The sequence below is a fragment of the Kineococcus sp. DHX-1 genome (genome assembly GCF_042473625.1).
Classification (GTDB): Bacteria; Actinomycetota; Actinomycetes; order Actinomycetales; family Kineococcaceae; genus Kineococcus.
Map to the genome: position 1 here is coordinate 4,320,715 of NZ_CP170445.1, position 22,953 is coordinate 4,343,667.

General features: G+C 73.3%; 25 protein-coding genes. 13 read left to right on the forward strand and 12 right to left on the reverse strand.

What is annotated here, in order from left to right; all coding sequences use genetic code 11:
- Positions 1-43: 43 nt before the first annotated feature.
- Both ACFEMC_RS20790 and ACFEMC_RS20795 read left to right on the forward strand, forming a co-directional pair.
- Positions 44-493 (forward strand): DUF2200 family protein, encoded by a 450-nt coding sequence (locus tag ACFEMC_RS20790; RefSeq protein ID WP_380171448.1) that lies wholly within the window; start codon positions 44-46, stop codon positions 491-493.
- 17 nt (positions 494-510) lie between these two features.
- Positions 511-906, forward strand: coding sequence for an ATP-binding protein (locus ACFEMC_RS20795; protein WP_380171450.1), 396 nt, complete (start codon positions 511-513; stop codon positions 904-906).
- A 33-nt stretch (positions 907-939) separates the two neighbouring features.
- On the opposite strand, the gene ACFEMC_RS20800 is transcribed toward ACFEMC_RS20795, so the two are convergent.
- Positions 940-1,689: a class I SAM-dependent DNA methyltransferase gene (locus ACFEMC_RS20800; RefSeq protein WP_380171452.1), complete on the reverse strand. Its 750-nt coding sequence runs from the start codon at positions 1,687-1,689 to the stop codon at positions 940-942.
- Positions 1,690-1,953: 264 nt separating this feature from the next.
- Here ACFEMC_RS20800 and aspS point away from each other — a divergent pair, with 264 nt between their 5' ends.
- The 4 genes from aspS to ACFEMC_RS20820 are packed head-to-tail and all read left to right on the forward strand — an operon-like array spanning position 1,954 to position 5,330.
- Complete coding sequence (gene aspS / locus ACFEMC_RS20805) at positions 1,954-3,231, forward strand: aspartate--tRNA(Asn) ligase (protein ID WP_380171454.1); 1,278 nt, start codon at positions 1,954-1,956, stop codon at positions 3,229-3,231.
- Positions 3,228-4,217 (forward strand): phosphotransferase family protein, encoded by a 990-nt coding sequence (locus tag ACFEMC_RS20810; protein ID WP_380171456.1) that lies wholly within the window; start codon positions 3,228-3,230, stop codon positions 4,215-4,217. Before aspS ends, ACFEMC_RS20810 begins: the two co-directional genes overlap by 4 nt.
- A gap of 12 nt (positions 4,218-4,229) precedes the next feature.
- Complete coding sequence (locus tag ACFEMC_RS20815; protein ID WP_380171458.1) at positions 4,230-4,670, forward strand: hypothetical protein; 441 nt, start codon at positions 4,230-4,232, stop codon at positions 4,668-4,670.
- Positions 4,671-4,679: 9 nt separating this feature from the next.
- Positions 4,680-5,330, forward strand: coding sequence for an MOSC domain-containing protein (locus tag ACFEMC_RS20820; RefSeq protein ID WP_380171460.1), 651 nt, complete (start codon positions 4,680-4,682; stop codon positions 5,328-5,330).
- A 10-nt stretch (positions 5,331-5,340) separates the two neighbouring features.
- On the opposite strand, the gene ACFEMC_RS20825 is transcribed toward ACFEMC_RS20820, so the two are convergent.
- Positions 5,341-5,682 (reverse strand): hypothetical protein, encoded by a 342-nt coding sequence (locus tag ACFEMC_RS20825; RefSeq protein ID WP_380171462.1) that lies wholly within the window; start codon positions 5,680-5,682, stop codon positions 5,341-5,343.
- 82 nt (positions 5,683-5,764) lie between these two features.
- Here ACFEMC_RS20825 and ACFEMC_RS20830 point away from each other — a divergent pair, with 82 nt between their 5' ends.
- Positions 5,765-6,283: a GyrI-like domain-containing protein gene (locus tag ACFEMC_RS20830; protein ID WP_380171464.1), complete on the forward strand. Its 519-nt coding sequence runs from the start codon at positions 5,765-5,767 to the stop codon at positions 6,281-6,283.
- 6 nt (positions 6,284-6,289) lie between these two features.
- Here the strand turns inward: ACFEMC_RS20830 and ACFEMC_RS20835 are convergent, their stop codons facing one another.
- The 6 genes from ACFEMC_RS20835 to ACFEMC_RS20860 all read right to left on the reverse strand — a co-directional run bounded on the left by ACFEMC_RS20835 (position 6,290) and on the right by ACFEMC_RS20860 (position 13,258).
- Complete coding sequence (locus ACFEMC_RS20835; protein ID WP_380171465.1) at positions 6,290-7,843, reverse strand: diguanylate cyclase; 1,554 nt, start codon at positions 7,841-7,843, stop codon at positions 6,290-6,292.
- Between the two features lie 64 nt (positions 7,844-7,907).
- Positions 7,908-8,888, reverse strand: a complete 981-nt coding sequence (locus tag ACFEMC_RS20840) for an aldo/keto reductase (RefSeq protein ID WP_380171467.1) — start codon at positions 8,886-8,888, stop codon at positions 7,908-7,910.
- A 44-nt stretch (positions 8,889-8,932) separates the two neighbouring features.
- A complete protein-coding gene (locus tag ACFEMC_RS20845; RefSeq protein ID WP_380171469.1) occupies positions 8,933-9,769 on the reverse strand; it encodes a carbohydrate ABC transporter permease in 837 nt (278 codons plus the stop codon).
- The gene (locus ACFEMC_RS20850; protein WP_380176891.1) at positions 9,766-10,704 is read right to left on the reverse strand and encodes a carbohydrate ABC transporter permease; all 939 of its coding nucleotides are present in this window, start codon (positions 10,702-10,704) and stop codon (positions 9,766-9,768) included. The genes ACFEMC_RS20845 and ACFEMC_RS20850 overlap by 4 nt, the downstream gene beginning before the upstream one ends.
- Positions 10,705-10,712: 8 nt before the next feature.
- Positions 10,713-12,005 (reverse strand): ABC transporter substrate-binding protein, encoded by a 1,293-nt coding sequence (locus ACFEMC_RS20855; RefSeq protein WP_380171471.1) that lies wholly within the window; start codon positions 12,003-12,005, stop codon positions 10,713-10,715.
- Positions 12,006-12,031: 26 nt separating this feature from the next.
- Positions 12,032-13,258 carry an aminotransferase class V-fold PLP-dependent enzyme gene (locus ACFEMC_RS20860; protein ID WP_380171473.1) on the reverse strand — a complete coding sequence of 409 codons (1,227 nt, stop codon included), beginning with the start codon at positions 13,256-13,258 and terminating at the stop codon, positions 12,032-12,034.
- Positions 13,259-13,405: 147 nt separating this feature from the next.
- On the opposite strand from ACFEMC_RS20860, the gene ACFEMC_RS20865 reads away from it, so the two are divergent.
- Complete coding sequence (locus ACFEMC_RS20865) at positions 13,406-14,092, forward strand: FadR/GntR family transcriptional regulator (RefSeq protein WP_380171475.1); 687 nt, start codon at positions 13,406-13,408, stop codon at positions 14,090-14,092.
- A gap of 6 nt (positions 14,093-14,098) precedes the next feature.
- Here ACFEMC_RS20865 and ACFEMC_RS20870 read toward each other — a convergent pair whose 3' ends face one another.
- Positions 14,099-16,663: a DEAD/DEAH box helicase gene (locus ACFEMC_RS20870; protein WP_380171477.1), complete on the reverse strand. Its 2,565-nt coding sequence runs from the start codon at positions 16,661-16,663 to the stop codon at positions 14,099-14,101.
- A 130-nt stretch (positions 16,664-16,793) separates the two neighbouring features.
- On the opposite strand from ACFEMC_RS20870, the gene ACFEMC_RS20875 reads away from it, so the two are divergent.
- From ACFEMC_RS20875 to ACFEMC_RS20890, 4 genes are all read left to right on the forward strand, one after another.
- Complete coding sequence (locus tag ACFEMC_RS20875) at positions 16,794-17,423, forward strand: S24/S26 family peptidase (protein WP_380171479.1); 630 nt, start codon at positions 16,794-16,796, stop codon at positions 17,421-17,423.
- The gene (locus tag ACFEMC_RS20880; RefSeq protein WP_380171481.1) at positions 17,420-18,100 is read left to right on the forward strand and encodes a TasA family protein; all 681 of its coding nucleotides are present in this window, start codon (positions 17,420-17,422) and stop codon (positions 18,098-18,100) included. The genes ACFEMC_RS20875 and ACFEMC_RS20880 overlap by 4 nt, the downstream gene beginning before the upstream one ends.
- A 7-nt stretch (positions 18,101-18,107) precedes the next feature.
- Positions 18,108-18,614, forward strand: coding sequence for a hypothetical protein (locus tag ACFEMC_RS20885; protein ID WP_380171483.1), 507 nt, complete (start codon positions 18,108-18,110; stop codon positions 18,612-18,614).
- A 66-nt stretch (positions 18,615-18,680) separates the two neighbouring features.
- Positions 18,681-19,367, forward strand: coding sequence for a PAS domain-containing protein (locus ACFEMC_RS20890; protein ID WP_380171485.1), 687 nt, complete (start codon positions 18,681-18,683; stop codon positions 19,365-19,367).
- A gap of 115 nt (positions 19,368-19,482) precedes the next feature.
- Here the strand turns inward: ACFEMC_RS20890 and ACFEMC_RS20895 are convergent, their stop codons facing one another.
- Positions 19,483-20,328: an esterase gene (locus ACFEMC_RS20895; protein WP_380171487.1), complete on the reverse strand. Its 846-nt coding sequence runs from the start codon at positions 20,326-20,328 to the stop codon at positions 19,483-19,485.
- A 118-nt stretch (positions 20,329-20,446) separates the two neighbouring features.
- Here ACFEMC_RS20895 and ACFEMC_RS20900 point away from each other — a divergent pair, with 118 nt between their 5' ends.
- On the forward strand, positions 20,447-20,809 hold the full coding sequence (locus tag ACFEMC_RS20900; RefSeq protein WP_380171489.1) for a hypothetical protein: 363 nt from the start codon (positions 20,447-20,449) through the stop codon (positions 20,807-20,809).
- 58 nt (positions 20,810-20,867) lie between these two features.
- On the opposite strand, the gene ACFEMC_RS20905 is transcribed toward ACFEMC_RS20900, so the two are convergent.
- Together ACFEMC_RS20905 and ACFEMC_RS20910 are read right to left on the reverse strand one after the other, a co-directional pair.
- Positions 20,868-21,266: a LuxR C-terminal-related transcriptional regulator gene (locus ACFEMC_RS20905; RefSeq protein ID WP_380171491.1), complete on the reverse strand. Its 399-nt coding sequence runs from the start codon at positions 21,264-21,266 to the stop codon at positions 20,868-20,870.
- 248 nt (positions 21,267-21,514) lie between these two features.
- Entirely contained in the window at positions 21,515-22,942 is a 1,428-nt protein-coding gene (locus tag ACFEMC_RS20910; RefSeq protein ID WP_380171493.1) for a hypothetical protein, read from the reverse strand.
- Between the last annotated feature and the right edge of the window lie 11 nt (positions 22,943-22,953).

The following is a 22,953-nucleotide window of genomic DNA, read 5'->3' on the forward strand; positions in this document are numbered from 1 at the left end:
TCGCTGCGGCGGATCCAGACAGGCCCTCGGAAGGTCGGCAGCGGTGCCGGCGCGAAGCAGAGGGAGCACTACGCGTCCTCCGGGCGCAGCGCACGACCGCACTGCGGGCAGTCCGGGGCGGACGCGACGGGATCCACCCCCTCCCATCGAGCGTCACGGGGTCCGCCTTGAGCGGTCCGGCCCTGGTCACCGCCCGTCGCGGTGGCCCAGACTGGCTCCACGCCCGCACGAAGTCCTCAAGAGGGAGGATACCGCGGCGCGACAGCGGATCTCCGGCGTCCCGTTCGCCGGCATCCACCCCCTCCACGTCACGGAGGTGGAGCGCCAGGAACGCGACGCCCGGGACGTCGACGGGGTCATCACCTGGCTCACCGGGTACGACACCGGTGGTCTGCGCCGCGCGGTCGACGAGGTGGCCCGGGGCGAGCGCATGTCGTCGATCCTGCGCGGGAGTGCACCGAGTGCCGCCCCACCCGCGCGGGCCGGCGGTTGATGGTCCACCATCGTGCCGTGATCGCCCGGTCGGTGCCCTCGTCGGTGCCCCCCTCGGTGGACCTGGAACGCGACCGCCGCGCCGTGGCGCGGGCCCGCGCGTTCGTCCGGGACCACTGCGCGCAGTTCGAGGTCTCGGAGACCGTCTGCGACACCGCGGTCCTGCTCGTCAGCGAACTCGTGACCAACGCGGTGGAGCACGCCCGCAGCCGGGTGCGGCTGGCCGTGGCCGTCAGCTCGGTGCGCGTGCACGTCGAGGTGGGCGACCAGAACGCGTCCCTGCCCGCCGTCCGGCACCCCGACTCCTCCGCCGTCCACGGCCGGGGCATGGCGATCGTCGACGTCCTCGCCGGGGACTGGGGCGTGCGGCCCGAAGCGCGCGGGAAGACCATCTGGTTCGACCTGCCGCGGTAGCGCCCGGGCCGCCGTGGGTGGGCACCTGACGGGTCAGGCCCGCCGGACCGCTGTGACGAACAGCCGGTCCCACCGCCCGCCGACGCCAGGGCCCGTGACGACGTCCACGAACCCGGCCCGGCTCAACCGGTCACGCACCTCCTGCTCGGTCCACGGACGCATCCGGAACGTGAACTCCCGAACCTCCGCGGTGCCGTCGGGACGGTGTTCGCGGTGCTCCTCGGCCACGACGAGGAGCCCGTCGTCCCACTGCGACCGACTGGAGAACGTCACGGCGGTGCCGGTGTCGCGGTGGACGGTCGTGCTGCGCGGTGCGCCGTCCGCCCTCTCCCGGGAGGGCCCGGCCTCCCGGACGTCGAGGGCGAGCAGGCCGCCGGGACGCAGGAGGCGGGCCGCGGCGAGCACCGCGGCGTCGCGGTCCCCGTCCTCGAGGAGGTCGTTCAGCACACCCCGGCAGGTGAGCACGTCGAAGGGGCCGGGCACTTCCGGGTCGCGCAGGTCGTCGAGGTGGGCCGGGCTGCCCGGGCAGCGGGCGGACGCGACCGCGAGGAGCTCGGCCGAGGCGTCGAGGAGCGTGACCTGGTGACCGAGGGCCGCGAACGCCGCGGCGTGCCGTCCCGTGCCGCACCCGGCGTCCAGGAGGGTTCCCCGCTCCACGCCTCGCGACGCCAGCGCCCCCTCGACGGCCTCGGTCCACGGGCCGACGGGGTCGGTGACGACGTGGTCGTACAGGTCGGCGAAGGCCCCGTAGAAGGGGCGGGCACCCGGGGGGTTCGACTCCACCGGGCGATGGTGGCAGCTGACCCCGCGGGCCGACGGCGAACTCGCGGCGGAAACGGTCTCGACGGGCGCACCGGCACGTCCCTACAGTCGTCCCCGCGGTGTCGACGAGCGTGACGACCTCCGAGCTGCACGACTGGTCCCCGCGACGGACCGACGAGGCCGGCCCGACCCGGGCCGGTGAAGGTGTGGTGGCACCGCGAGCAACCCGATCGCCCACACCTCCCGGGGCTGGAACTCCTGGAGGTGCCCGTGCCACGACGACCCGTGAGAACTCTGAACGCCGCTCTCCCCACCCACGCCGGCGGACCCGTGCGGGTCGAGGGCTGGGTCCACCGACGCCGCGCGTTCGCGGACCGCACGTTCCTCGTGCTGCGCGACCGGTCGGGGCTGTCGCAGACCGTCGTCACCGACGACGCCGCGCGCCGGCAGCTCGCGGCGCTGCCCGAGGAGACGGTCGTCCGCGTGGAGGGCACCGCGACGGCGACCTCGCGGGCTCCCGGCGGCGTGGAGGTGACGGCGCCCGTCATCACCGCCCTCAGCCCGCCGGCGGACCCGTCGCCGCTGGAGCTGTGGCGTCCCGCGCTGGACGCGACCCTGCCCACGATGCTGGACCACGGGGCCCTCTCGTGGCGGCACCCGGCGCAGAACGCGGTGTGGCAGGTGGCGGCCGCGTCCCTGCGGGGTTTCCGGCGGACCCTGGACGACGCGGGTTTCACGGAGGTCGCCACGCCCAAGGTGACCGCCACGGCGACCGAGTCGGGGGCCGGGGTGTTCGCGGTCGACTGGTTCGGGCGTCCCGCGTTCCTGGCCCAGTCACCGCAGTTCTCCAAGCAGGCCCTGGTCGGCGCCTTCGAGCGGGTGTACGAGACGGGTCCGGTGTTCCGCGCCGAGCCGCACGACACCGTCCGGCACCTCGCGCAGTACACCTCGCTCGACGTGGAACTCGGCTTCATCGACGACCACCGCGACGTGCTGGCCGTGCTGCGCGAGGTGCTCGCCGGCATGGTCGCCGCGGTCGCGGAACGGGTCGGGACGGGTCCGGCCGGACTGGACCTGCCCGTCGTCCCCGAGGAGGTCCCCGTGGTGCACTTCAGCGAGGCGCTCCGCCTCGTCGGTGCCTCCCCCGACGAACCCGACCTCGCACCCGAGCACGAGCGCGCCCTCAGCCGGTGGGCGGTGCGGGAGCACGGCAGCGAGTTCCTCGCCGTCGAGGGCTACCCGTCGGTGAAGCGGCCGTTCTACACCCACCCCCAACCGGACGACCCGCGGTGGACGAACTCGTTCGACCTGCTGTTCCGGGGGCTGGAACTCGTGACGGGCGGGCAGCGTCTCCACGACCACGCCGCCTACGTGCGCGCGCTGACGGAACGGGGGATGGACCCGGAGGACTACCGCGGCTACCTCGACACGTTCTCCCACGGCATGCCCCCGCACGGGGGTTTCGCCCTGGGGCTCGAACGGTGGGTGGCGCGGCTGACCGGCCTCGACAACATCCGTCGCAGCACGTTGTTCCCCCGCGACCTGCACCGGCTCACCCCGTGACCGGAACGCTGGACCCGGGGACGGTCGACCGGCTGTGCCGCAGGGCCCTCGGCCGGCCGGTGCAGGTCGTGGACGTGCACCGGCTGCGGGGCGGGACGAAGAAGGGCGTCTTGCGGGTCAGGACGTCGGGCGGTCCACCGGTGGTCATCTACGTGTGGCACGAGGACGAGGACTGGTGGCACGGGTCGGAGGACCCCGCCGCGGACGTCGAACCTTTCGCGGCGGCCAACGGGCTCGAGCTCCTCACGGGAGCGCACGACCTGCTCACCGGCATCGGCGTCCGGGTCCCGCGGATCCTGCACGCCGAACGTCGCGGCGCGGGGCTCGAGGTGGACTGCGCGGTCGTCGAGGACGTCACCGGAGGTTCCCTGCAGGAGCTCCTGGCGTCCGACCCCGGGGCGGCGGTTCCCGTTCTCGCGGAACTGCGCGACCACCTGGGCCGGATGGCCACGACGACGGCCCCACGGTGGGGCAAGGTCCTGCGCACCGGCTCCCCCGCCGGGCCGCAACTCCCCTTCCACGAGGTCGTCGCCCACCGGGCGCGCCGGCACCTCACCGCTGCGGCGGCCCGCGAGCCCCGGTTGGCGGCCGCGGCCGACCGGGTCGAGACGCTCCTGCTCGACCGCGTCGCAGCGGTGGGCGCCCGCGAAGGCGCCGCCTACGGCCTCGTCCACGGGGAACTCGGTCCGGACCACGTCCTGCTCGACGCGACGGGACGTCCGGTGCTCGTCGACCTCGAGGGGTTGATGTGGGCGGACGTGGAGTGGGAGCACGCCTTCCTGGACCTGCGGTTCGGCGAGCACTACGCGCGGCTGCGGCTCCCCGGCCTCGATTCGGCGCGCCTGGAGCTCCACCGGCTGGCCCTGCACCTGTCGCTCGTCGAGGGTCCGCTCCGGCTCGTCGCCCAGGGCTTCCCGGACGCCGGGTTCATGGTGGAGATCGCCGAGCACAACCTCGGGAAGGTGCTCGCGGACGTCGCCGGCTGACATCCTCGGTCGGTGACCGCTCCCCGCCTCCCCGTCGGGGGCCACCGCCTCGAGGTGACCGGCTGGGCCTCGCTGACGGTCAGTACCGTCGTCCTGGCGATCGGGTACGTCCTGGACCGGGAGTGGATCCGGGCCGCCCTCTGGGTCGCGGCCTTCGGCATCGCCGTGCGCGGCCTGCGGAGAGTTTTCCGGCGCGGGCCCACGACCGCGGACGAGCGGCGCCGGGCGGTGTCCCGCGCCGCCGCCCTCGAGTGGCCTGCCGAGCGGCTCCTGGGCCTGGCCCGGGACCGGGGAGTGGACGTCGGGACCCGCGACGACCAGATCGCACTCATCAAGGCCCTCCGCACGGCCGACCCGCGGCTGAGCCTGCTGGACGCGAAGAACCTGGTCGACGGCCTCGACACCCGGGACCCCGGAGGAAACCCGCTGTCCGGTGGCCCGACGAGTTCCTAGGGTGGCGGGGTGTCGAGCATCCTCAGCGTCAACGTCGGCGAGCGCCGGGCCATCGCGGCGAAGTCGGGCACGAGCGGCATCGACAAGCGCCCCGTCGACGGGCCGGTGGAGGTGCGGGCACCGGGCCCCAAGGGGGTCGGCGGCAGCGGGCTCGTGGGCGACCACATCAGCGACACCGCCAACCACGGCGGTGACGACCAGGCCGTCTACGCCTACGCCCGGGAGGACCTCGACGCCTGGGAACGGGAGCTGGGGCGCCCGCTCACGAACGGGACGTTCGGGGAGAACCTCACGACGAACGGGATCGACGTCACCGGCGCCGTCATCGGCGAGCGGTGGGTGGTCGGCGACGTCGTCCTGCAGGTCTCGTGCCCGCGGATCCCGTGCGTGACGTTCGCGGTGTGGCTCGGCGAGGAGAAGTGGGTGCCGCGCTTCACGCGCGCCCGCGTGCCGGGGGCGTACCTGCGGGTCCTGACCCCGGGGACGCTGACGGCCGGCTCGCCCGTCCGCGTCGTCGACGTCCCCGCGCACGGCGTCACCGTTGCGACGGCCTTCGCCGCCTTCACCACCGAACCCGGGCTGCTGCCGTTGCTGCGCGACGTCCCCGAACTGCCCCGGGAGGACGCCGAGGCGGTCGAGCGGCGGTTGGACCGCAGCTGACGGGCCGGCCTCAGTCGGGCCGCGGCGGCAGGTCCTCCCGCGCCGGCCACGGCGGGGGATCGAGGGTCCCGGGGGCGGAGTGGTCCAGCTGCCGCGACACCCTCGTCCGACGCGGCGCCCGCACCGGGTACACCTGCTCGACACGCGGGGCCGAGCCTGCGGGCGCTGGGGACACGCGGTGCACGTGGTCGGGTGGCCCCGGGGTGCGGGTGCCGGTCCACGTCCGCACCGTCCAGGCGCCGTCGTCGGCGGCGCTGACGTCGTTCCGCCACGGCTCCCCTCCCACGACGCCCTGCGCGCGCAGCACCGCACGCACGGCGTCCAGGGCGTCCTCGGCGCTCAGCGGCTCCATCCCCCCACACTGCCCGCCGACCGGTCCCGGGGAAACCCCCGGGAGACCGGTGAGTTCCACGGAACCGGACGGTCCACCCGGCATGCACACGACCTTGCGCCAGGACCCGACGGTCGAGGACCGTCCCGCCGTCCCGTACCTCGGCTCCCGGCGGGCCGTCACCACGACGTCGATGCAGCTGGTGGCCGACCGCATCTCCGGACTCGTCGACGTCGTCCTCGCGCACGACGTGGTCCCGACGGGGCCCGTGCTCCTGCGCTACGAGGTGATCGACATGGCGCACGAGATGGTCGTCGTCGCGGGGGTCCCGGTGCCCGAGGACGCGCTCGACCTGGCGGACCGCGTCGACGACGTGCACCGGGACGTCCTGCCCGCCGGGCGCTACGTCACGGTCGTCCACCGCGGCCACCCGGACACCCTCGTCGGGGCGACCGCGGACCTGCTGGCCTGGACGGAGGCCCAGGGCCTGCGGTTAGACGTCCGTCCCTCCCCTCAGGGCGAGGTGTGGGGGTGCCGGGTGGAGCACTACCTCACCGACCCGGCGGAGGAACCGCGGATGGACCTCTGGGACACCGGGCTCGCGTTCCGGTTGGCCGACTGACGGGCGTCAGGCGCCCTGTAGCAGACCGGCCGGTCCCACGACGCGGTCGCGGCCGCCGCGCTTGGCGTCGTAGAGGCGCTCGTCGGCCTGCGCCATGAGCTCGGACCACGTCGTGCACGGTTCCTCGGTGCTCGCGAAACCGATGCTGACGGTCACCGGCAGCCCCGTGGTGCAGCCGTACCAGTCGTGAGCGGAGACGAGACCGCGCAGCGTCTCGGCCGACGTCAGGACGGACCCGGCGCTCCAGCCGTCCCAGACCACGACGAACTCCTCCCCGCCCAGGCGCGCGACGAACTTGCCGGGCGAGCCGACGACGTACTCCGTGAGCAGGTGGCCCAGGTCGCGCAGGACGGCGTCCCCGGCGTCGTGCGAGCGTTCGTCGTTGATGCGCTTGAAGTGGTCGAGGTCGACGATGGCGACCGCCACCGGCCCGGGCCCCTCCAGCACCTCGCGGACGTGGTCCTCGACGGCGCGGCGGTTCGGCAGCCCGGTGAGGGAGTCGGTGAACGCCAGCGTGCGGAACCGGTCGCGGTCGCGGCGTGCCGTGACGGCGTCGAACTGGGCCTGGGCGAGCATCGCCCGGGCCGCGTCCTGCCGGCCCTGCAACCGCACGTGCTCGTCGTGGAAGCGCACGTGGGCGCGGTAGGCACCCTCCCAGTCCCCCTGCGCCGCACGGTAGGTCGCGTCCGCCTCCTCCACCTCGGCGAGGACGCCGGGCAGGTGCCGCTCCGTCCCCACGGTGCGGGCGAGGTGGAGCTGCTCGAGCGCCTCCTGCGCGCGGCCGAGGCCGATGAGGATGCGGAACGCCGTCAGCCGGACGATGGGCTCGTGGTCGGCTCCGACGTCGGGGGTTCCCGGCAGGAACGCGTGGCTGATGGTGTCCCAGGCGTCCTCGAGCCGCCCCGCGCGCATCTCGATCGTGGCGATCGTGTCCAGGTCGGCGCTGCGCAACCGCAGGCCGTTCTGCGTGGACACGCGCCGCATCCGGCCCACCAGGCGCACGGCCTCGTCGACGAAGCCGCGGTCCACGAGGTCCCACGCGGCGTTGTTGAGCGCGAACAGCTCGAGCCAGTGGTCGTCCTCGGTCGCCGCGATGGCCAGGACCTCGGCGATGACGTTCTCGTAGGAGTCCGTCGAGCGGTCCAGGACGACGCTCAGCCCCAGCAGGTGCTCGGCCCGCAACCAGGCGGGGGCGGTCGGCGGCAGTTCCTCCAGGGACCGCACGCCGTGCCAGCGCGCCTCGGAGAGGTCGCCGGCCTGCAGGTGCATGAGGGAGCGGAGGTAGTGGGTGCGCGCGAGGAGTTCGCCGTCGCCGGACTCCTCGGCGACGCGCAGCGCCGCGGTCACGATCGTGCTGGCCTCGTCGAGCGCCCCGGCGGAGCACGCGACGTCGGCGCGGACGAGGGTCGCGCGGGCGGCCGTGACCTGGTCCCCGACGGCGAGCGCCCGCTGCTCGAGGTCGGTGGCCTGGGGCACTTGCTCCAGCAGGTCGTACCCGCGGGATCGCTCGAGCGCGCGCACCTGGTCCAGGAGCGCGCTCCCCACCGGCGGACGCGTCATCTAGAACGCATCGGTCGCGGCGGGCGGACCCTTGAGGGAGATCACCCGCCCGCCGCGTCGTGCCTCACCAGCGGTGGTGCACGTGCTCCGCGACGAGGTCGCGGTAGACCTCCTCGACGGTGTCGAGCTGCGCGACCGTGGGCGCGGGCAGGTCCGCCGCGGCCGCGTTGCCGCGCGCCTGCTCCGGCGAGCGGGCGCCGGGGATGACGACGCTGACGCCGGGCTGCTCGACGATCCACCGCAGTGTGAAGGCCGCGAGCGGGGTGTCCCCGGCGACCTCCGCGAGGCGCTTCGCCGCGGCGACCCCGGCGTGCAGCGGGACGCCCGCGAACGTCTCCCCCACGTCGAAGCTCTCGCCGTTGCGGTTGAAGTTGCGGTGGTCGTCGGCGGGGAACGTCGTCGACTCGTCGATGCGCCCCGTCAGCAGCCCGGAGGCCAGCGGCACCCGCACGACGACACCCACGCCGGCTTCGGCCGCGGCCGGCAGGAACTCGGTGACCGGCTTGAGCCGCAGCGGGTTGAGGATGATCTGCACGCTCGCGACGTTCGGGCGGGCGACGGCGGCGAGCCCCTCGGCCACCGTCTCGACCGAGACGCCGTAGGCCCGGGTCCGGCCCTCCTGCACCAAGGTGTCGAGCGCGTCGAACACCGCGTCCGTGTGCAGGACGTCGCTCGGCGGGCAGTGCAGCTGGACGAGGTCGAGCGTGTCGACGCCCAGGTTCTCGCGGCTGCGGTCGTTCCAGGCGCGGAACGCGTCGAGCGTGTAGGCCTCGGCGACGTGCGGGTCGGCGCGCCGGCCCATCTTCGTCGCGACGACGACGCCCTCCGGTGCGGTCGGCAGGAAGCGCCCGAGCAGCTGCTCGCTGCGGCCGTCGCCGTAGACGTCCGCGGTGTCGAAGAACGTCACGCCCGCGTCGGCCGCGGCCTGCAACGTTCCGAGGGCGGCGTCCTCGTCGACCGTCCCCCAGCTGCCGCCGATCTGCCAGCAACCCATCCCGACGACGCCGACGTCGCGGCCCGTCCTGCCCAGAATCCTCGTCTTCACGGTTTCGACCCTACGTGCCCGCCACCTCCTCGCCCGTCGGGCCATCAGCCCTTGACGGCGCCGGCAGTCAGCCCCTGCACGATCCACCGGCTCGCGAAGGCGAACAGCAGCATGGTCGGGACGACGGTCAGCACGGCGGCGGCCGCCATCGGGCCCCACTCGACGTTGAAGCTGGAGATGAACCCGTTGATCGCCGTCGGGAGGGTGAGGTTCTCGTCCGAGTTCATCAGGGTGACCGAGAGGAAGAGCTCGTTCCAGCAGTTGACGAAGTTGAAGATGAACGACGCGACGATGCCCGGCATCATGACCGGGACGATGACGCGGAACAGCGCCCCCGTGCGCGAGCAGCCGTCGATCATGGCGGCCTCCTCCAGCGCGTCCGGGACGTTGGCGAAGAAGCCGCGGAGCATGACCGTGCAGAACGGGATGCAGATCCCGATGTACACGAGCACCAGGCCGAGGCGGGTGTCCACGAGTTCCAGGCGCGTCATCATGAGGTACAGCGGGCCGAGGGCGATGAAGGCGGGCACCATCTGCGTGACGAAGAACGCCGCCAGGAGCACCCCCTTGCCCCGGAACTGGAACCGGGCCAGGACGTACCCGGAGAAGATGGAGATCACCGTCGCCGTCAGGGCTGCGACGGTGGAGACCAGCAGGCTGTTCCACACGTAGACCCCGAAGTCGGACTGCGCGAACAGGCCGACGTAGTTCTCCAGGGTCGCCGCCCGGGGCCAGTAGGTCAGGGGCTGGGCGAAGATGTCCCCAGGGGCCTTGAACGACGTGACGGTGATCCAGTACAGCGGGAACAGCGACACGACGAGCCAGACGGCGAGGAACGCGATCCGCACCACCTTGGCCGGAACCGTCTCACGGAAGATCACTGGCGCACCTCCTTCTCGCGCAGGGCCAGCAGGTAGAAGACGGAGAACACGAGCAGCAGTGCCAGCACGAGCAGGCCGATTGCCGCGGCCATGCCGTAGTCACCGCGCTGGGTGACCTGGATGAGCCAGGTCGTCACGATGTGCGTGCGGTCGGCGGGTCCGCCTCCCGTCATGCCGTAGATGATGTCGGGGAAGTTGAAGATCCAGATGACGCGCAGCAGGACGGTGACGGTGAGCGTGACCCGGATGTAGGGCACGACGATCTGAAGCAGCGTCCGGGCCTTCCCGGCGCCGTCGAGCGCCGCCGCCTCGAGGATCTCGTCCGGCACCGACTGCAGGGCGGCGAGGATCATGATGGCGAAGAACGTCACGCCGTACCAGACGTTCGCGATGAGCACGGCCACCATCGCGGTGCCGGGCTGGGCGAGCCACGGGACCGGCGCGTCGACCAGTCCGGCCTTGGCCAGCAGGTCGTTCACCACACCGAACTCGCTGTTGAACATCCAGCGGAAGAGGATGCCGATGAGGAACCCGGAGACGGCCCAGGGGTAGAAGATCAGCGCCTGGTAGATCCCGCGGAAGCGGAAGCGGCGGCGCAGCCACAGGGCCACGGCGAAGCCGAGGACGAACTGCGGGACGATCGAGGCCACGACCCACACGACCGTGTTGCGGAGGATCCCCGGCAGCAGCGGGTCGGTCAGCACGGCACGGAAGTTGTCCAGGCCGATCCACGTCGCGTCGGTGAAGTTCGACAGGTTCCAGTCGCGGAACGCCATCTGCGCTCCGGACACGAGCGGGTAGTAGGTGAAGATGCCGACGAAGACGGCGGCGGGGGCGAGGAAGCCGAGCAGGGTCCACGCCCGGCGCGCGGTGAACGCGCGCCGGGTCGAGGGCTGCAGGCTCGCGCGGGGCGCCTCGACGGGCGCCTCGCGCAGGGCCGGTGTCACTGCCCGGCCCACTTCTGCGTCCAGTAGGCGTCCCAGCTCGCGAGCAGTTCGGCCGTCGTCATGTCGCCCGTGAGGACGCGCTGGACCTCGCCGTCGGCCTTCTGCGTCCACTCCGTCCACCAGTCCACGGTCCGCGGCTGGACGACGGACAGGTACGTCTGCGGGTTCTCGGTCATCGTGACGTAGCTGGCCCACGGACCCTCGGTGTAGTACGGGTCCTGCGCCGCCGTCTTGAGGATGGGGACGAGGCTGTTCTCCTTGGTGAAGGTGGTCGACGCCTCACCGGAGGAGAGGAACTCCACGAGCTTCACGGCCTCCGCCTTGTGCTCGCTCTTGGCGGCCAGCCCCCAGCCCGCGGTCGCGACCGGCTGCGCGGCCTTCCCGGTCGGCCCGGTGAGCAGCGGCGCGGTGGACCACTGGTCGGTGGTGATCGCGCTGGACCCGCTGACGGTGGCGATGACCTCCGGGTCCTGGAGCAGGAACGCGGTCGAGCCGTTGGCGAAGCCCTCGACCATCTCGGGGTAGCCCCACGCGACGGACGACGGCGGGGCGGCCTTCTCGAACAGCTCGAAGTAGGTGTCGACGGCCTGCTGCGCCTCGGGAGCTGCGAAGATCGTGCTGCCGTCGGCGAGCTTGAAGGCGTTGGCCGGGTCGAGCCGGTCGGCCACGTACGCCTCGATCGCGGCGACGACGTTGCCGTTGCCGTTGGTGCCGCCACGGAACGCGTAGCCGTAGGTGCCGGCGCCCGGGTCCTGGATCTTCGCAGCCTGGTCCAGCAGCTCGTCCCACGTCGCTGGGGGGCCGTCGAAACCGGCCTTCTCGACGAGGTCCGTCCGGTAGAAGAGGCTGAGGCCGTAGAAGCCGTAGGGCAGGTACCAGGTCCCGTCCGGCGTCTTGGCGTAGTCGACGGCCTGCTGGGTCAGGTCGTTCCAGCCGGGCCACGGCGCGAGGTCGTCGGACAGGTCCTCGAGCCAGCCGTTGGCCGTGAAGGGGCCGACCGTGGTGTCGCGCACCTCCAGGACGTCGACCCCCTTGCCCGACTGCAGCATCTGCTGGATCTTCTGGTCAGCCGAGTTCGTCGGCGGGGACACGAGCTTGACCTGGACGCCCGGGTTGGCCGCCTCGAAGTCGTCGATGAGCCCCTCGAGCACCTGGGTGCGAGCAGGGTTGGTCAGGCTCTCGACCATCTGCAGGGTGACGCCGTCGCTCGAACCGGACGAACCGCCGCAGCCGGAGGCGACGAGTGCGGTCACGAGGCCGGCGCCGAAGAGCTTCCACGTTCTGGTCACAGGATTCCTCTTCTCAAGGGGTCGTGTCAGGAGGTTTCGCGTGCCCACGCCGTCAGCGCGGGGACGCACCGCTCGGCGAAGTCGTCGTAGTCGGCAGGGGTGTTGTAGGCGTGGGCGGACAGGCGGAGGTAGCCCTGTCCACCGAACGCGGTCACGGCGCACTCGACACCGAGTTCGGCCAGCGCGCGGTCCCGGACGGCGTTCCCGCCACCGGGGCCGAGCCCCAGGGTGCCGGGCAGGCGGACGAGGCGGATCGGTCCCACGGGCATGCCGACCTCGACGGAGTGGTCCTCCCCCGTCTGCTGCGCGAAGGCGGCCGCGACGGTCCGCGTGGCGTGCTCGGCGAGCCGGGTGGAGTGGTCCCGGACGGTGTCCCAGCCGAACGTGCGCTCGATCTCGTCGAGGGCGTCGGGGGCGGCCAGCCAGCTCGTGAGGTCGAGCGTGCCCTGCTCGTCGAACCGCGCCGGGAAGGGCTTGTCCGCACCCCAGGAGTCGATGAGGGGGTTCAGTTCCGACCGCAGCGGTCCGCGGGCCACCAGCACGCCCGTCCCCCGCGGGGCGCAGCCGAACTTGTGCAGGTTCCCCACCCAGACGTCGCAGTCGACGCCGGCCAGCGGCTGCGCCAGCAGTGCCGGGACGTGAGCGCCGTCGACGAGGAGCGGGATCCCCCGTTCCCGCGCGGCCGCACCGATGAGGTCCACCGGCAGGAACCGCGCGGTCGGGGACGTCACGTGGTCGACGACGATCAGCGCGGTCCGGTCCGTGGCCTCCGCCAGGACCGCAGCGCACGCCTCCTGCGGCCCCGCCGCGAGCGGGACGTGCGCCGTGCGCACGGTTCCTCCCCAACGCCGCGCCAGGCGGTGCGCACCCATCGTCACCGCGCCGTAGCCGTGGTCGGTGACGACGACCTCACAGCCCGGCCCCACGGGAAGGCTGGCGAAGACCACGCTGGCGCCACCGCTGGCGTTGGGGACCAGCGCGAGGTCGTCGACGTCGACGCCGAGGTGGGGGGCGATGCGACCACGGGCGGCGGCGGTGCGCGCGGGCAGGCCGACGAACCAGCGGACCGGCGAACCCTCCATCTGCGCCCGCAGGTCGGCCTGCCGCCGCAGGACCCGGGTCGGCACCGCGCCGAACGAGCCGTGGTTCAGGTGGGCCACCCCGGGGTCGAGGGACCAGGCGTCACGGGCCGGTCGCCCGTCGGGGAGGGTCAGGGGGGACGGTGCGGTCCCCTGCAGTGCTGCTGTGTTCATGGTGTGAGCACCGTAGGCGAGTTGTCCGACGACTTGGGTTACATCAGTGTTTCGAACGCGTTGACTTCCCGATTTCGCGACAAGTCATCGGACGACTCGTCGTCCGGCGAGGGCATAGGCTCACCGCACCGGACGAGCGGAGGACGCATGACTGCCGTCGACGACGCCTTCCACGGCTTGCGGCGCATGATCGGCACGGGGCGCCTGGCCGCCGGCCAGAAGTTCCCACCCGAGGCGGAGCTGTGCCGGGAGCTGGGGGTCTCCCGGGGTTCGGTCCGCGAGGCCGTCCGGATGCTGGCGGCCCTGGGCGTCGTCGAGTCGCGCCACGGGTCCGGCGTCTACGTCTCGGCCCTGCGCGCCGCCGACCTGGTGGGGACCCTGCAGCTGACGGTGGACCTGCTGCCCCTGGAGGGGTTGCTGGAGCTGTACGAACTGCGCCGCGTCCTGGAGGCCCACGCGGCCGGGTTGGCGGCCGCGCGCGGCGACGACCGGCTGCACGAGGAGCTCGACCGATTGTGCGCGGCAATGGAGGCCACCACCGACGTCGAGGAGAGCGCGGCGCTCGACGCCGAGTTCCACACCGCCATCGCCCGCGCCGGCGGCAACCCCACGCTCGTGGCGTTCCTCGGGGTCCTGCGCACGAGGTCGCGGTCCTACCAGATGTTCGGGCTGCCGGCCGGGCCGACGATCCGCGAGGTCAGCAACGCCGCGCACCGCGCCATCACCGCAGCCGTCGCGGCCCGCGACCCGGCGGCGGCCGCCACGGCCGCCGGAGCGCACGTCGCTCAGACGGAGGCGTGGCTGACGCAGTACCAGCCCGACCCCTCCCCGTGAGGCGGGTCAGAGGCGGAGGAGGCCCGCGACGCGCAGGACGGCGGTCCCGGCCTCGTCGGAGGCGTCGAGGTCCACCTCGGCGACGATCCCCCAGTCCCGGTCGCCCGCCGGGTCCTCCAGCACCTGCCGCACGTACCAGTTCCGCGCGGAACCCTTCGGGTCCGGGCCGGACCCGTCGTCGACCTGCAGCAGGTGCGGGCCGCGGGCGTCGGGGCCGGTCCCGATCGTCTCGTGCTCCTCGTAGTACGCGTCGAGCTGGTCGGCCCACGTGTCCTCGTCGGGGGACCCCTCGAGCGCGGCGAGGGCCGCCGGACGGTCGAGCGCGCAGAGCTCGACGAACCGGAACATGCCGTTGCGCACCAGGACGCGGAACGCGCGGGCGTTGGCGGTGACGGGCGGGGCCTCGTCCTCCTGCGGCGCGACGACGTTCTCGACGTCGTCGACGTCGACCCCGTCGCGCAGCGCCTCCCACTCGGCGAGGAGGGAGGAGTCGGTCTGCCGCACCACTTCCCCGAGCCACTCGACGAGGTCGGTGAGCTCCTCGGTGCGGGCGTCGTCGGGGACGGTCTGCTTGAGCGCCTTGTAGGCGTCGGACAGGTACCGCAGGACGAGGCCCTCGGAGCGGGCGAGCTGGTAGTGCTGGACGTAGTCGCCGAACGTCATGGCCCGCTCGTACATGTCGCGGACGACGGACTTGGGGCGCACCTCGTAGTCGCCGACCCAGGGGTTCCCGGACCGGTACGTCTCGTAGGCGGCGCGCAGTTCCTCGGCCAGCGGCTGAGGCCACTCGACGTCCTCGAGGAGCTCCATGCGCTCCTCGTACTCGATGCCGTCGGCCTTCATGCGCTGCACCGCTTCGCCCTTGGCCTTCGACTTCTGGGCCAGCAGCACCTTCATCGGCTCGTCGAGCGTGGACTCGATGACGGACACGACGTCGAGGGCGTACGTCGGGGACGCGGGGTCGAGCAGGTCGTCGACGACGGCGAGCGCGAACGGCGACAGCGGCTGGTTGAGCGCGAAGTCGAGCTGCAGGTCGGCGACGAGCCGCACCTGCCGGCCGTCCGGCAGGGGTTCGGGCAGCGTCTCCACGATCCCGGCGTCGAGCAGCGCACGGAACAGTTCCACCGCGCGACGGACGTGCTTGAGCTGGTTCTTGCGGGGTTCGTGGTTGTCCAGCAGGAGGTGCCGCATGGCCTCCACGGGGTTCCCCGGTCGCTGCAGGACGTTGAGCAGCATCGAGGTGGTCACGCGGAAGTGCGAGGTGAGCTGCTCGGGTTCGCCCGTGACCAGCTTGTCCATCGTCTGCTGCGACCAGGAGATGAAACCCTCCGGCGCCTTCACCCGCTGGACGCGCTTCTGCTTCTTCGGGTCGTCCCCGGCCTTGGCGACGCGGCGCGCGTTCTCGACCTCGTGCTCGGGTGCCTGCACGACGACGGTGCCGGCGGTGTCGAACCCGGCGCGGCCGGCGCGGCCGGCGATCTGGTGGAACTCCCGCACCCGGTAGTGCCGGTTGCGGCGGCCGTCGAACTTCGTCAGCCCGCCGAACAGCACGGTGCGGATGGGGACGTTGATCCCGACGCCGAGGGTGTCGGTGCCGCAGATGACCTTGAGCAGTCCGGCCTGCGCGAGCGTCTCGACGAGGCGGCGGTACTTGGGCAGCATCCCGGCGTGGTGGACGCCGACGCCCATCCGCAGCAGCCGGGACAGCACCTTGCCGAACCCCGCCGCGAACCGGAACGCGCCGATCGCCTCGGCGATCGCGTCCCGCTGCTCCCGCGTCGCGATCTTGGCGCTCGTGAGGGCCTGCGCCTGCTCGACGGCCGCGGCCTGGGTCGCGTGCACGACGTAGACGGGGGCGCGGTCGGTCTGCAGGAGTTCCTCGACCGTCTCCTGCAGCGGCGTCGTCGCGTAGGAGTAGTGCAGCGGGACGGGCCGTTCCACCGACGTGACGAGCGCGGTCGCCCGGCCCGTGCGGCGGGTCAGGTCGTCGCGCAGCGCCGTGACGTCGCCCAGGGTCGCGGACATCAGCAGGAACTGCGCCTGCGGCAGCTCGACGAGGGGGACCTGCCAGGCCCAGCCGCGGTCGGGGTCGGCGTAGAAGTGGAACTCGTCCATGACGACCTGGCCGACGTCGGCGAAGGCGCCCGAGCGCAGCGCGAGGTTCGCGAGGACCTCGGCGGTGCAGCAGACGATCGGCGCGCCCGGGTTCACGGACGCGTCACCCGTCATCATCCCGACGTTCTGCGCGCCGAAGACCTCGATGAGGGCGAAGAACTTCTCGCTCACGAGCGCCTTGAGCGGGGCCGTGTAGAACGAGCGGATGCCTGCCGCGAGCGCCGCGGCGTGGGCGCCGGCGGCGACGAGGGACTTGCCGGAGCCGGTGGGCGTGGCGAGCACGACGTTGGCCCCGGAGACCACCTCGAGCAGCGCCTCCTCCTGCGCGGGGTAGAGCGCGATGCCGCGACCGCTGACCCACTCGGTGAAGGCCGCGAGGACGGCGTCGGGGTCGGCGGGCGTGCCGTCGGTCGGGGTGGGCAGGAGCTCGGGGAGCGCGGGCGCGAGGGTCGTCATGGCCCTCCCATGCTCCCACCGGGGGACGTGCACCACCCGAACGCACCAGTCCCGGACGCTCAAGCCCCCGCCCGCACCGTCCGACCACCACAGTGCTTCTAGAAGTCATCTAGTCATGGAGGTGGTCCCGGTGGTCGTCGTCCCCGTCGCTCCGCGGGCCTCCGCCCGGCGCACGCTGCGTCCCGTCGGCCGAGCCCTGCTGACGACCGTCCAGGTCGGCCTGCTGCTGCTCGCCACGACGCTCGTGTGCGCGCACCTCGTCACCGGCCTCGCGCTGCACGCGGTGCTGTCGAACTCGATGCAGCCCAGCTTCTCCGCCGGTGACCACGTGGTCACCGTCGACCGCGACGCGCTGTCGCTGCGGGCCGGGCAGGTGCCCCTGCTGACCTTCGCCGACGGCACCACCCGGGCCCACCGGATCGTGCAGGTGCTGCCCGAGCGCGGCACCGTCCGGGTCCTCACCCGCGGTGACGCCAACACCGCGACGGACCTGTGGACGTCGATCGACGCCGAGGCCCCGGTCCCCGTGGTCGTCGCGACGGCACCCGCCGTGCCCGGCCCCGTCACCGCGGCCGTGGGCGCTCTCCACGCCAACCCCCTGCCCGCGGCGCTCGCCATCGGCCTCGGCGGGCTGGGGCTGACGGCGTGGGCCGTCCGCCGCCAGTACGTCCGGCTGCGGGACTGCACCTGCGAGCGGTGCCGCGACCGGCACACCCCCCAGCACCTCGACCAGACCCTGCACACCGAGGAGATCCGATGAGCCGCAAGCAGACCGCGACCGGCGCCGCCCGTCACGCGGGCGTGCTCAAGACCGTCGCCGGCATCGCCGCCACCGCGGTCGCCGGCCTCGCCATCACGTCCAGCGGGGTCTACGCCCTGCTCAAGGCGCAGGCCTTCAACAGCACCGCCGAGCAGGTCACCAGCGGCACGCTGCTGCTGACCCTGAACGACACCGCGGGCAGCGCGGGCTTCTCGCAGATCGTCGGGAACCTCGCCCCCGGGGACGTCGTGACGCGCTTCGTGTCGGTCGCCAACACCGGCACCCTCGACGGCGTGGGGCTCAACCTGCAGCTCACCGACCAGGCTGCCGCCACCGCCCTCACCACCGACGCGACGAACGGCCTGCAGGTCACGGTCCAGTCGTGCAGCGTCGCCTGGACCTGGACGGCCTCGACCGCCGCCTCGTGCGGCGGGACGACCGGAACCGCGACCGCACTGCCCGCAGCCACGTTCAAGGGCACGCCGCAGACCCTGGCCGCCGGTGCCTTCGCCAAGCAGACGACGCAGTACTACAAGGTCTCCCTCGGGCTCCCCGCCTCGATCACGGAGACGTCGGTCAACGGCACGGCTCCCGCGGGCACCATCCAGGGCCTGTCCTCGTCCCTGCGCTGGACGTTCTCCATGGACCAGCGCGCGGCCGTCTCGCTCAACAGCTGAGCCGTCCGTGGCCGCCACCCGCCGGCGGTGGGCGGCCGCCGCCGGTGTGGTGCTGGCCCTGCTCGCCGCCGCACCGGCGTCGGCGGCCTCGACCGCCCGAGCGCGCAACACCACTGCGCAGGTCGTCAGCACGGCGCGGTGGTCGGTCGTCGTCGTCCCCGGGACGTCACCGGCGACGGGCGCCGCGCCCCCGGCGACCTTCAGCGCGAGCCTCCTCACCCCGGCGTACCTCACGCTCACCAACACCGGCAGCGTCGTGCCGGGGACGATGACGCTGACGGGCAGCGCGGGGCTGAACCTGCTCGGGGGTGTGTCGATCTGCCAGGTGCCCTGGGTGGGGACGACGTGCTCGCAGCCGGTCCCCTTTGTCAGCCCGGTGTTCACCGCCAGCGGGAACCCTGCGCCGCCCGCTCCCGGGGTCAGCTGGTACCTCCTCGTCAGCGGTGTCGTCGTCACCGGCGGCACGATCTCGGCCCTGGCCACCGCCCCTTCGGCCCGTTCGGTGAACTCGTGAGGTTCACCGTGGTGCGAGAGCGCTCTCTACGCCATCCTGTGCCCTAGGTGGGAGCGTTCACAGGGGGTGGGTCCGATCAGCGACGACGACAGCCTGTCGCGCGAGCACCACGTCCGGCGACGGGCGGAGAAGGTGCGGGCGGACCTCGCCGACCTCTGGGGTGACGAACCACCCCCCGGCCCGGACCCCGAGATGACGTCGCTCGTCGACAGCCTCGCCCTCGACGACGACCACGGCCGCCAGCTCGGCCTGCTCGTGCAGGGCGACGCCGTGCCCTTCCACGTCCTCGTCCGGCTGATGCTGACGAGTCCCCTGGGACAGGCCCTGATCGCCGAACTGCCGGCCCAGGTGCGCGCCCGGGTGGACCTCGCCGCCGCCACCGTCGATCCCGTCGGTTTCCGCGCCTGGACCGCGACCCGGGGGTTGCCGCAGACCCCCTCCGGCGCCTTCGCCATGCACCTGACGCCCGAGGTCGTCGACCTCGACGAACGCGTCAGCGGCCTGCTCGGTTTCCCCTCCCGCCAGCACCGGTTGTCCTGGGACGACACCCTCCGGAACGTCCATCCGGAGGACCAGGAACGGGTGTCGAAGACGACCCGCGAGGCGTTCGCGAAGGCGTCCTCGCTCAGCCTGCGCTTCCGCGTGCTGCAGCCCGACGGCTCGGTCCGCTGGCTGTCCACGGTCGGGCACGCCCTGACCGGGGAGGACGGGGGCGCCGAGCAGATCGTCGGGTTCACCATGCCCAGTCCCTAGGGGTCAGGCTGGGGAGCTCACCGCGCGAACGCTCGGAACGGGTTGCGGACGCAGAGGTCGTCGACGACGTCACCGCCCACTCCCGCCGCCCGCAGCGCCGGCAGGAACGTCGTCGTCAGCTCGGTGAACGGGCGAGGGGTCCCGCCGCCCGGCAGCGCAGGGTCGAACCACCCCGCGTCGTGGGAGACCAGCATCCGGTGCCCCTGCCCCGCTGCGAGGCCACCGAGCACGAGCTCCAGCGTGCGGGGTCGTCCCCCTGTCCGACGTCGTCGAACTCGATCCACGCGCCGCGGTCGACGATCTCCTGCCGCACCCCGGCGTCCCCGATGGTCTGCGTGTGGATGGAGAGGAAGCGCTCCGGTGGCAGGCCTTCGGCGACGGCGAGGTCGATCTGCCCCAGCACGACCCGCCCGTCCGTCGTGTGCGATCCGACGAGGGCACAGGTGCGTGCGGCCGCCCGGGCCGCGGCGCGCACGACGCGTTCCTCGACCGGCCGGATGCCGTCCTCGGCCGCCGAGACCTTGACGAACCCGGCGCGGACCCCCGTGCCGTCGACCCCCTCGGTGAGTTCTCGGTGCATCCACGCCTCGAGCGCCTCGTCGGTCGCCTCGTACACCCAGTCCGGAACCCACGGTTCGCGGTAGACGCCGGTCGCGACCGCCACGGGCAGGCCGCTGCGACGGCTCACGTCCGCGATGAGGTCGACGCGCCGTCCCAGGCCGGGTGGCGTGCACTCCACCACGGCGCTCACCCCGGCCGCGGCCGCTTCGGCGAGCAGCGGTTCGGCGAGCGCCGCGAACTCGGCCGGGTCGGCCTGCGCGAAGCCCGGGGTCGTCGCGGGCCGGAAGTCGACGAGCAGGTGCTCGTGCGGGAGGACGAGGCCCACCTCCTGGGCCCGGAGGGGGCCGGCGGTCGTGTGCAGGAACCGTTCCGGTGCCGTCGCCCCGCTGAGCTCTGCCACGTCGTCTCCTCGTCACTGAGTGGAACTGGGTGCAGGAACCCATCCTAGGAGCCGCGGACGTCGTCATCGGCAGCGGAGATCCCGCGACCAGGCTCGGCCCGGCACCTGGCCTGAGGGCGTGATCGAGGCGGGGTCGAGGCGCAGGAACCAACCGGCACCGCCGCACGTGGTCTGCGAGGCGCTGGTGCACCCGGACCGCGACCCGTGCCGCCCCTGGCTGGACCTGCTGCACGACGAGGTGCGACCGGAGGTGCTGCACGTCGAGGAACCGCACCTGGTCCTCTGGTCGTCCCTGTGGGTCCGACGGCCCGACGCCCAGGTCCGCTTCGACCTGCCCCACGACGCGGGCCACGCAGGGACGGACCTGCGCTGGACCCTGCTGGTCGCCGGCGAGCTCCCCGAGCCGCCGTTGCTGGGACACCTGCGCAAGCGGCTGAACCAGCTCGTCAACGCGAACCTGCGGTACACGTTCGGCCAGTAGCCGCGACGACGAAGGCCCCCGGAGCGCTGCTCCGGGGGCCTTCGCGGTGGGTGGTGCCTCAGTTGATGAGGCCGTCCTGGCGCGCGACGGCGGCGGCGGCCGCCGAGGAGCGCACGCCGTACTTGCGGCGGACGGAGGCGAGGTGCTGGGCGACGGTGTTCGGGGCCAGCCCGAGGCGCTCGGCGACGACGGAGCCGGGGCAGCCGTCGGCGATCATCTGCAGGATCTCCTGCTCGCGGGCGGTGAGCGTCACGCCGGGACGGGTGGTGCCCGAGCCGCGCTCGGCCTCCTCGAGGGCGCGGTAGCGGGCCTCGGAGACGAGGACGAAGCGGTTCCCGGCGGCGTCCTCGACGACCATCCGGCGGTCGCCCTCGGCGACGGTCCGCAGGACGTCACCCCACCAGTCGTCGGGGACCCGGACCTGGTTCCCGTCCACGACCGCCACGTTGTGCTCCATGTGCGCTCAGACCCTCTCAGCCGCTGCTCGACGCGTTCCGTGCGCGGGACCGGTGGCCCGCTGTCCGTACCTGGATCGGGGATGTTCTAGGGACCCTTGACCGTTTCACTAGAACACCACCCGACCGGATGAACCGTTCAAGACCGGGCATCACCCGGAGTTGTCGAGCCATCGTCCACGGACGAGGCCCCGCGAGCCCCGGAACGCGCCGGAAGCTGGTTGAGCCCTCACTCGAGCATGCCACAGGGTCACGAAACCGCGACAGAGCGTCGTGCGCGGACGCCGAACGCCACGACGGCGAGCAGCGCGGCCCACGCCACCCACGGCCCCACCTCGCGCCGGTAACCGAGCGTGATGGCCTGCACGAGAGGGCTCATGCCGTCGACGAGACCCGGAACGTACGCCAGGGCCAGGAGGGTCAGCCGCGCCGCCAGCACCACGACCAGCAGGCGCGCGGACCGCGGGCCCACCGCGACGGCGAGCGCCAGCGGCCCCCACAGCAGCAGGTCGTACCAGGGCAGCTCGTACGCGGCGCCCAGCAGGTACCCGGCGGCGACGACGGCGGTCGCCCCCGCGGCCCGCTGCAGCCGCCCGCCGCGGACGAGGACCGGCCACCACAGCACCGCGACGACCAGCACGACGAGCGCGGTCCCCGGCAGCAGGAGGACCCGGGGCAGCCCGGCCTCGACGAGCGGGCGCCACACGGTGGCGAGGGAGACGAACCGGCTCGCGGTGCGCGTCTGGTCGTAGACGTGCACGCCCGCCCACAGGTGCGCGGGCACCAGGAGGACCAGGGCGGCCAGGGCTCCGCGCAGCAGCCAGCCGGCGGTCAGGCGGCGGGCGGAGACGGCGGCCACGACGATCCCCACGGCCACGACGCCGTAGGGCAGCTTCGTCCCCACCGCGACGGCGAGCGCCACCCCGGCCAGGACCGGCGAGCGCGCCGCGAGCAGCAGGGCGAGGACGGCCGCGGCGCCCGCGAGGACGTCGGCGTGCGCCCCACCGAGGCCGACGGTGAGCAGCAGCGGGTTGGCCGTGAACAGGACGCCGAACCACGCCCGCTCCCGCCCCTCGTCCCCCACGTCGCGCAGCACCCGGTGCCCGACGACGGCGACGAGCGCCCACGCCAGGAGCAGCAGCACCTGCCAGGCCCACACCGTCGTCCGGACGGAGTCCCCGCCCACCACCGAGCACAGGGCCATGAGCAGCCCGCCGACCGGCCCGTACACCGACGTCGTGGACCGCCACGGGTCGCGCACGGCGGACGCGACGGGGTCGGTGCCACCGGCGAAGGCGTCCGGGGGCTGGCTGTAGGGGTCCCCGCCGAGGGCGGCGATGCGGCCGTAGGCGGCGTAGCTGAGGTGGTCGGCCGAGCCGACGGGCGGGACGAGCACCAGCAGGAGGGCGCCGACGCCGGCCAGCACGAGGAAGCGCCGCGGCTGCCACCCGCGGGAGACGGCCAGGACGCTCCCCACCAACCCGACCCCGCCGGACAGCACCGACAGGGCCATGAGGACGCTGACCGTCGCGGAGGAGGGGTGCAGGCCGAGGTCGAGGGCCCCGACGCCGGCGCCGAGCGCGGGCGCGGCGGCGGAGGGCCCGAGGACCGCGACGACGAGCCAGGCGGTGAGGCAGACGGCCGTCCCGCCCACGGCCCAGCGGACCGGCCGGTGCACGTGGGGGGCCC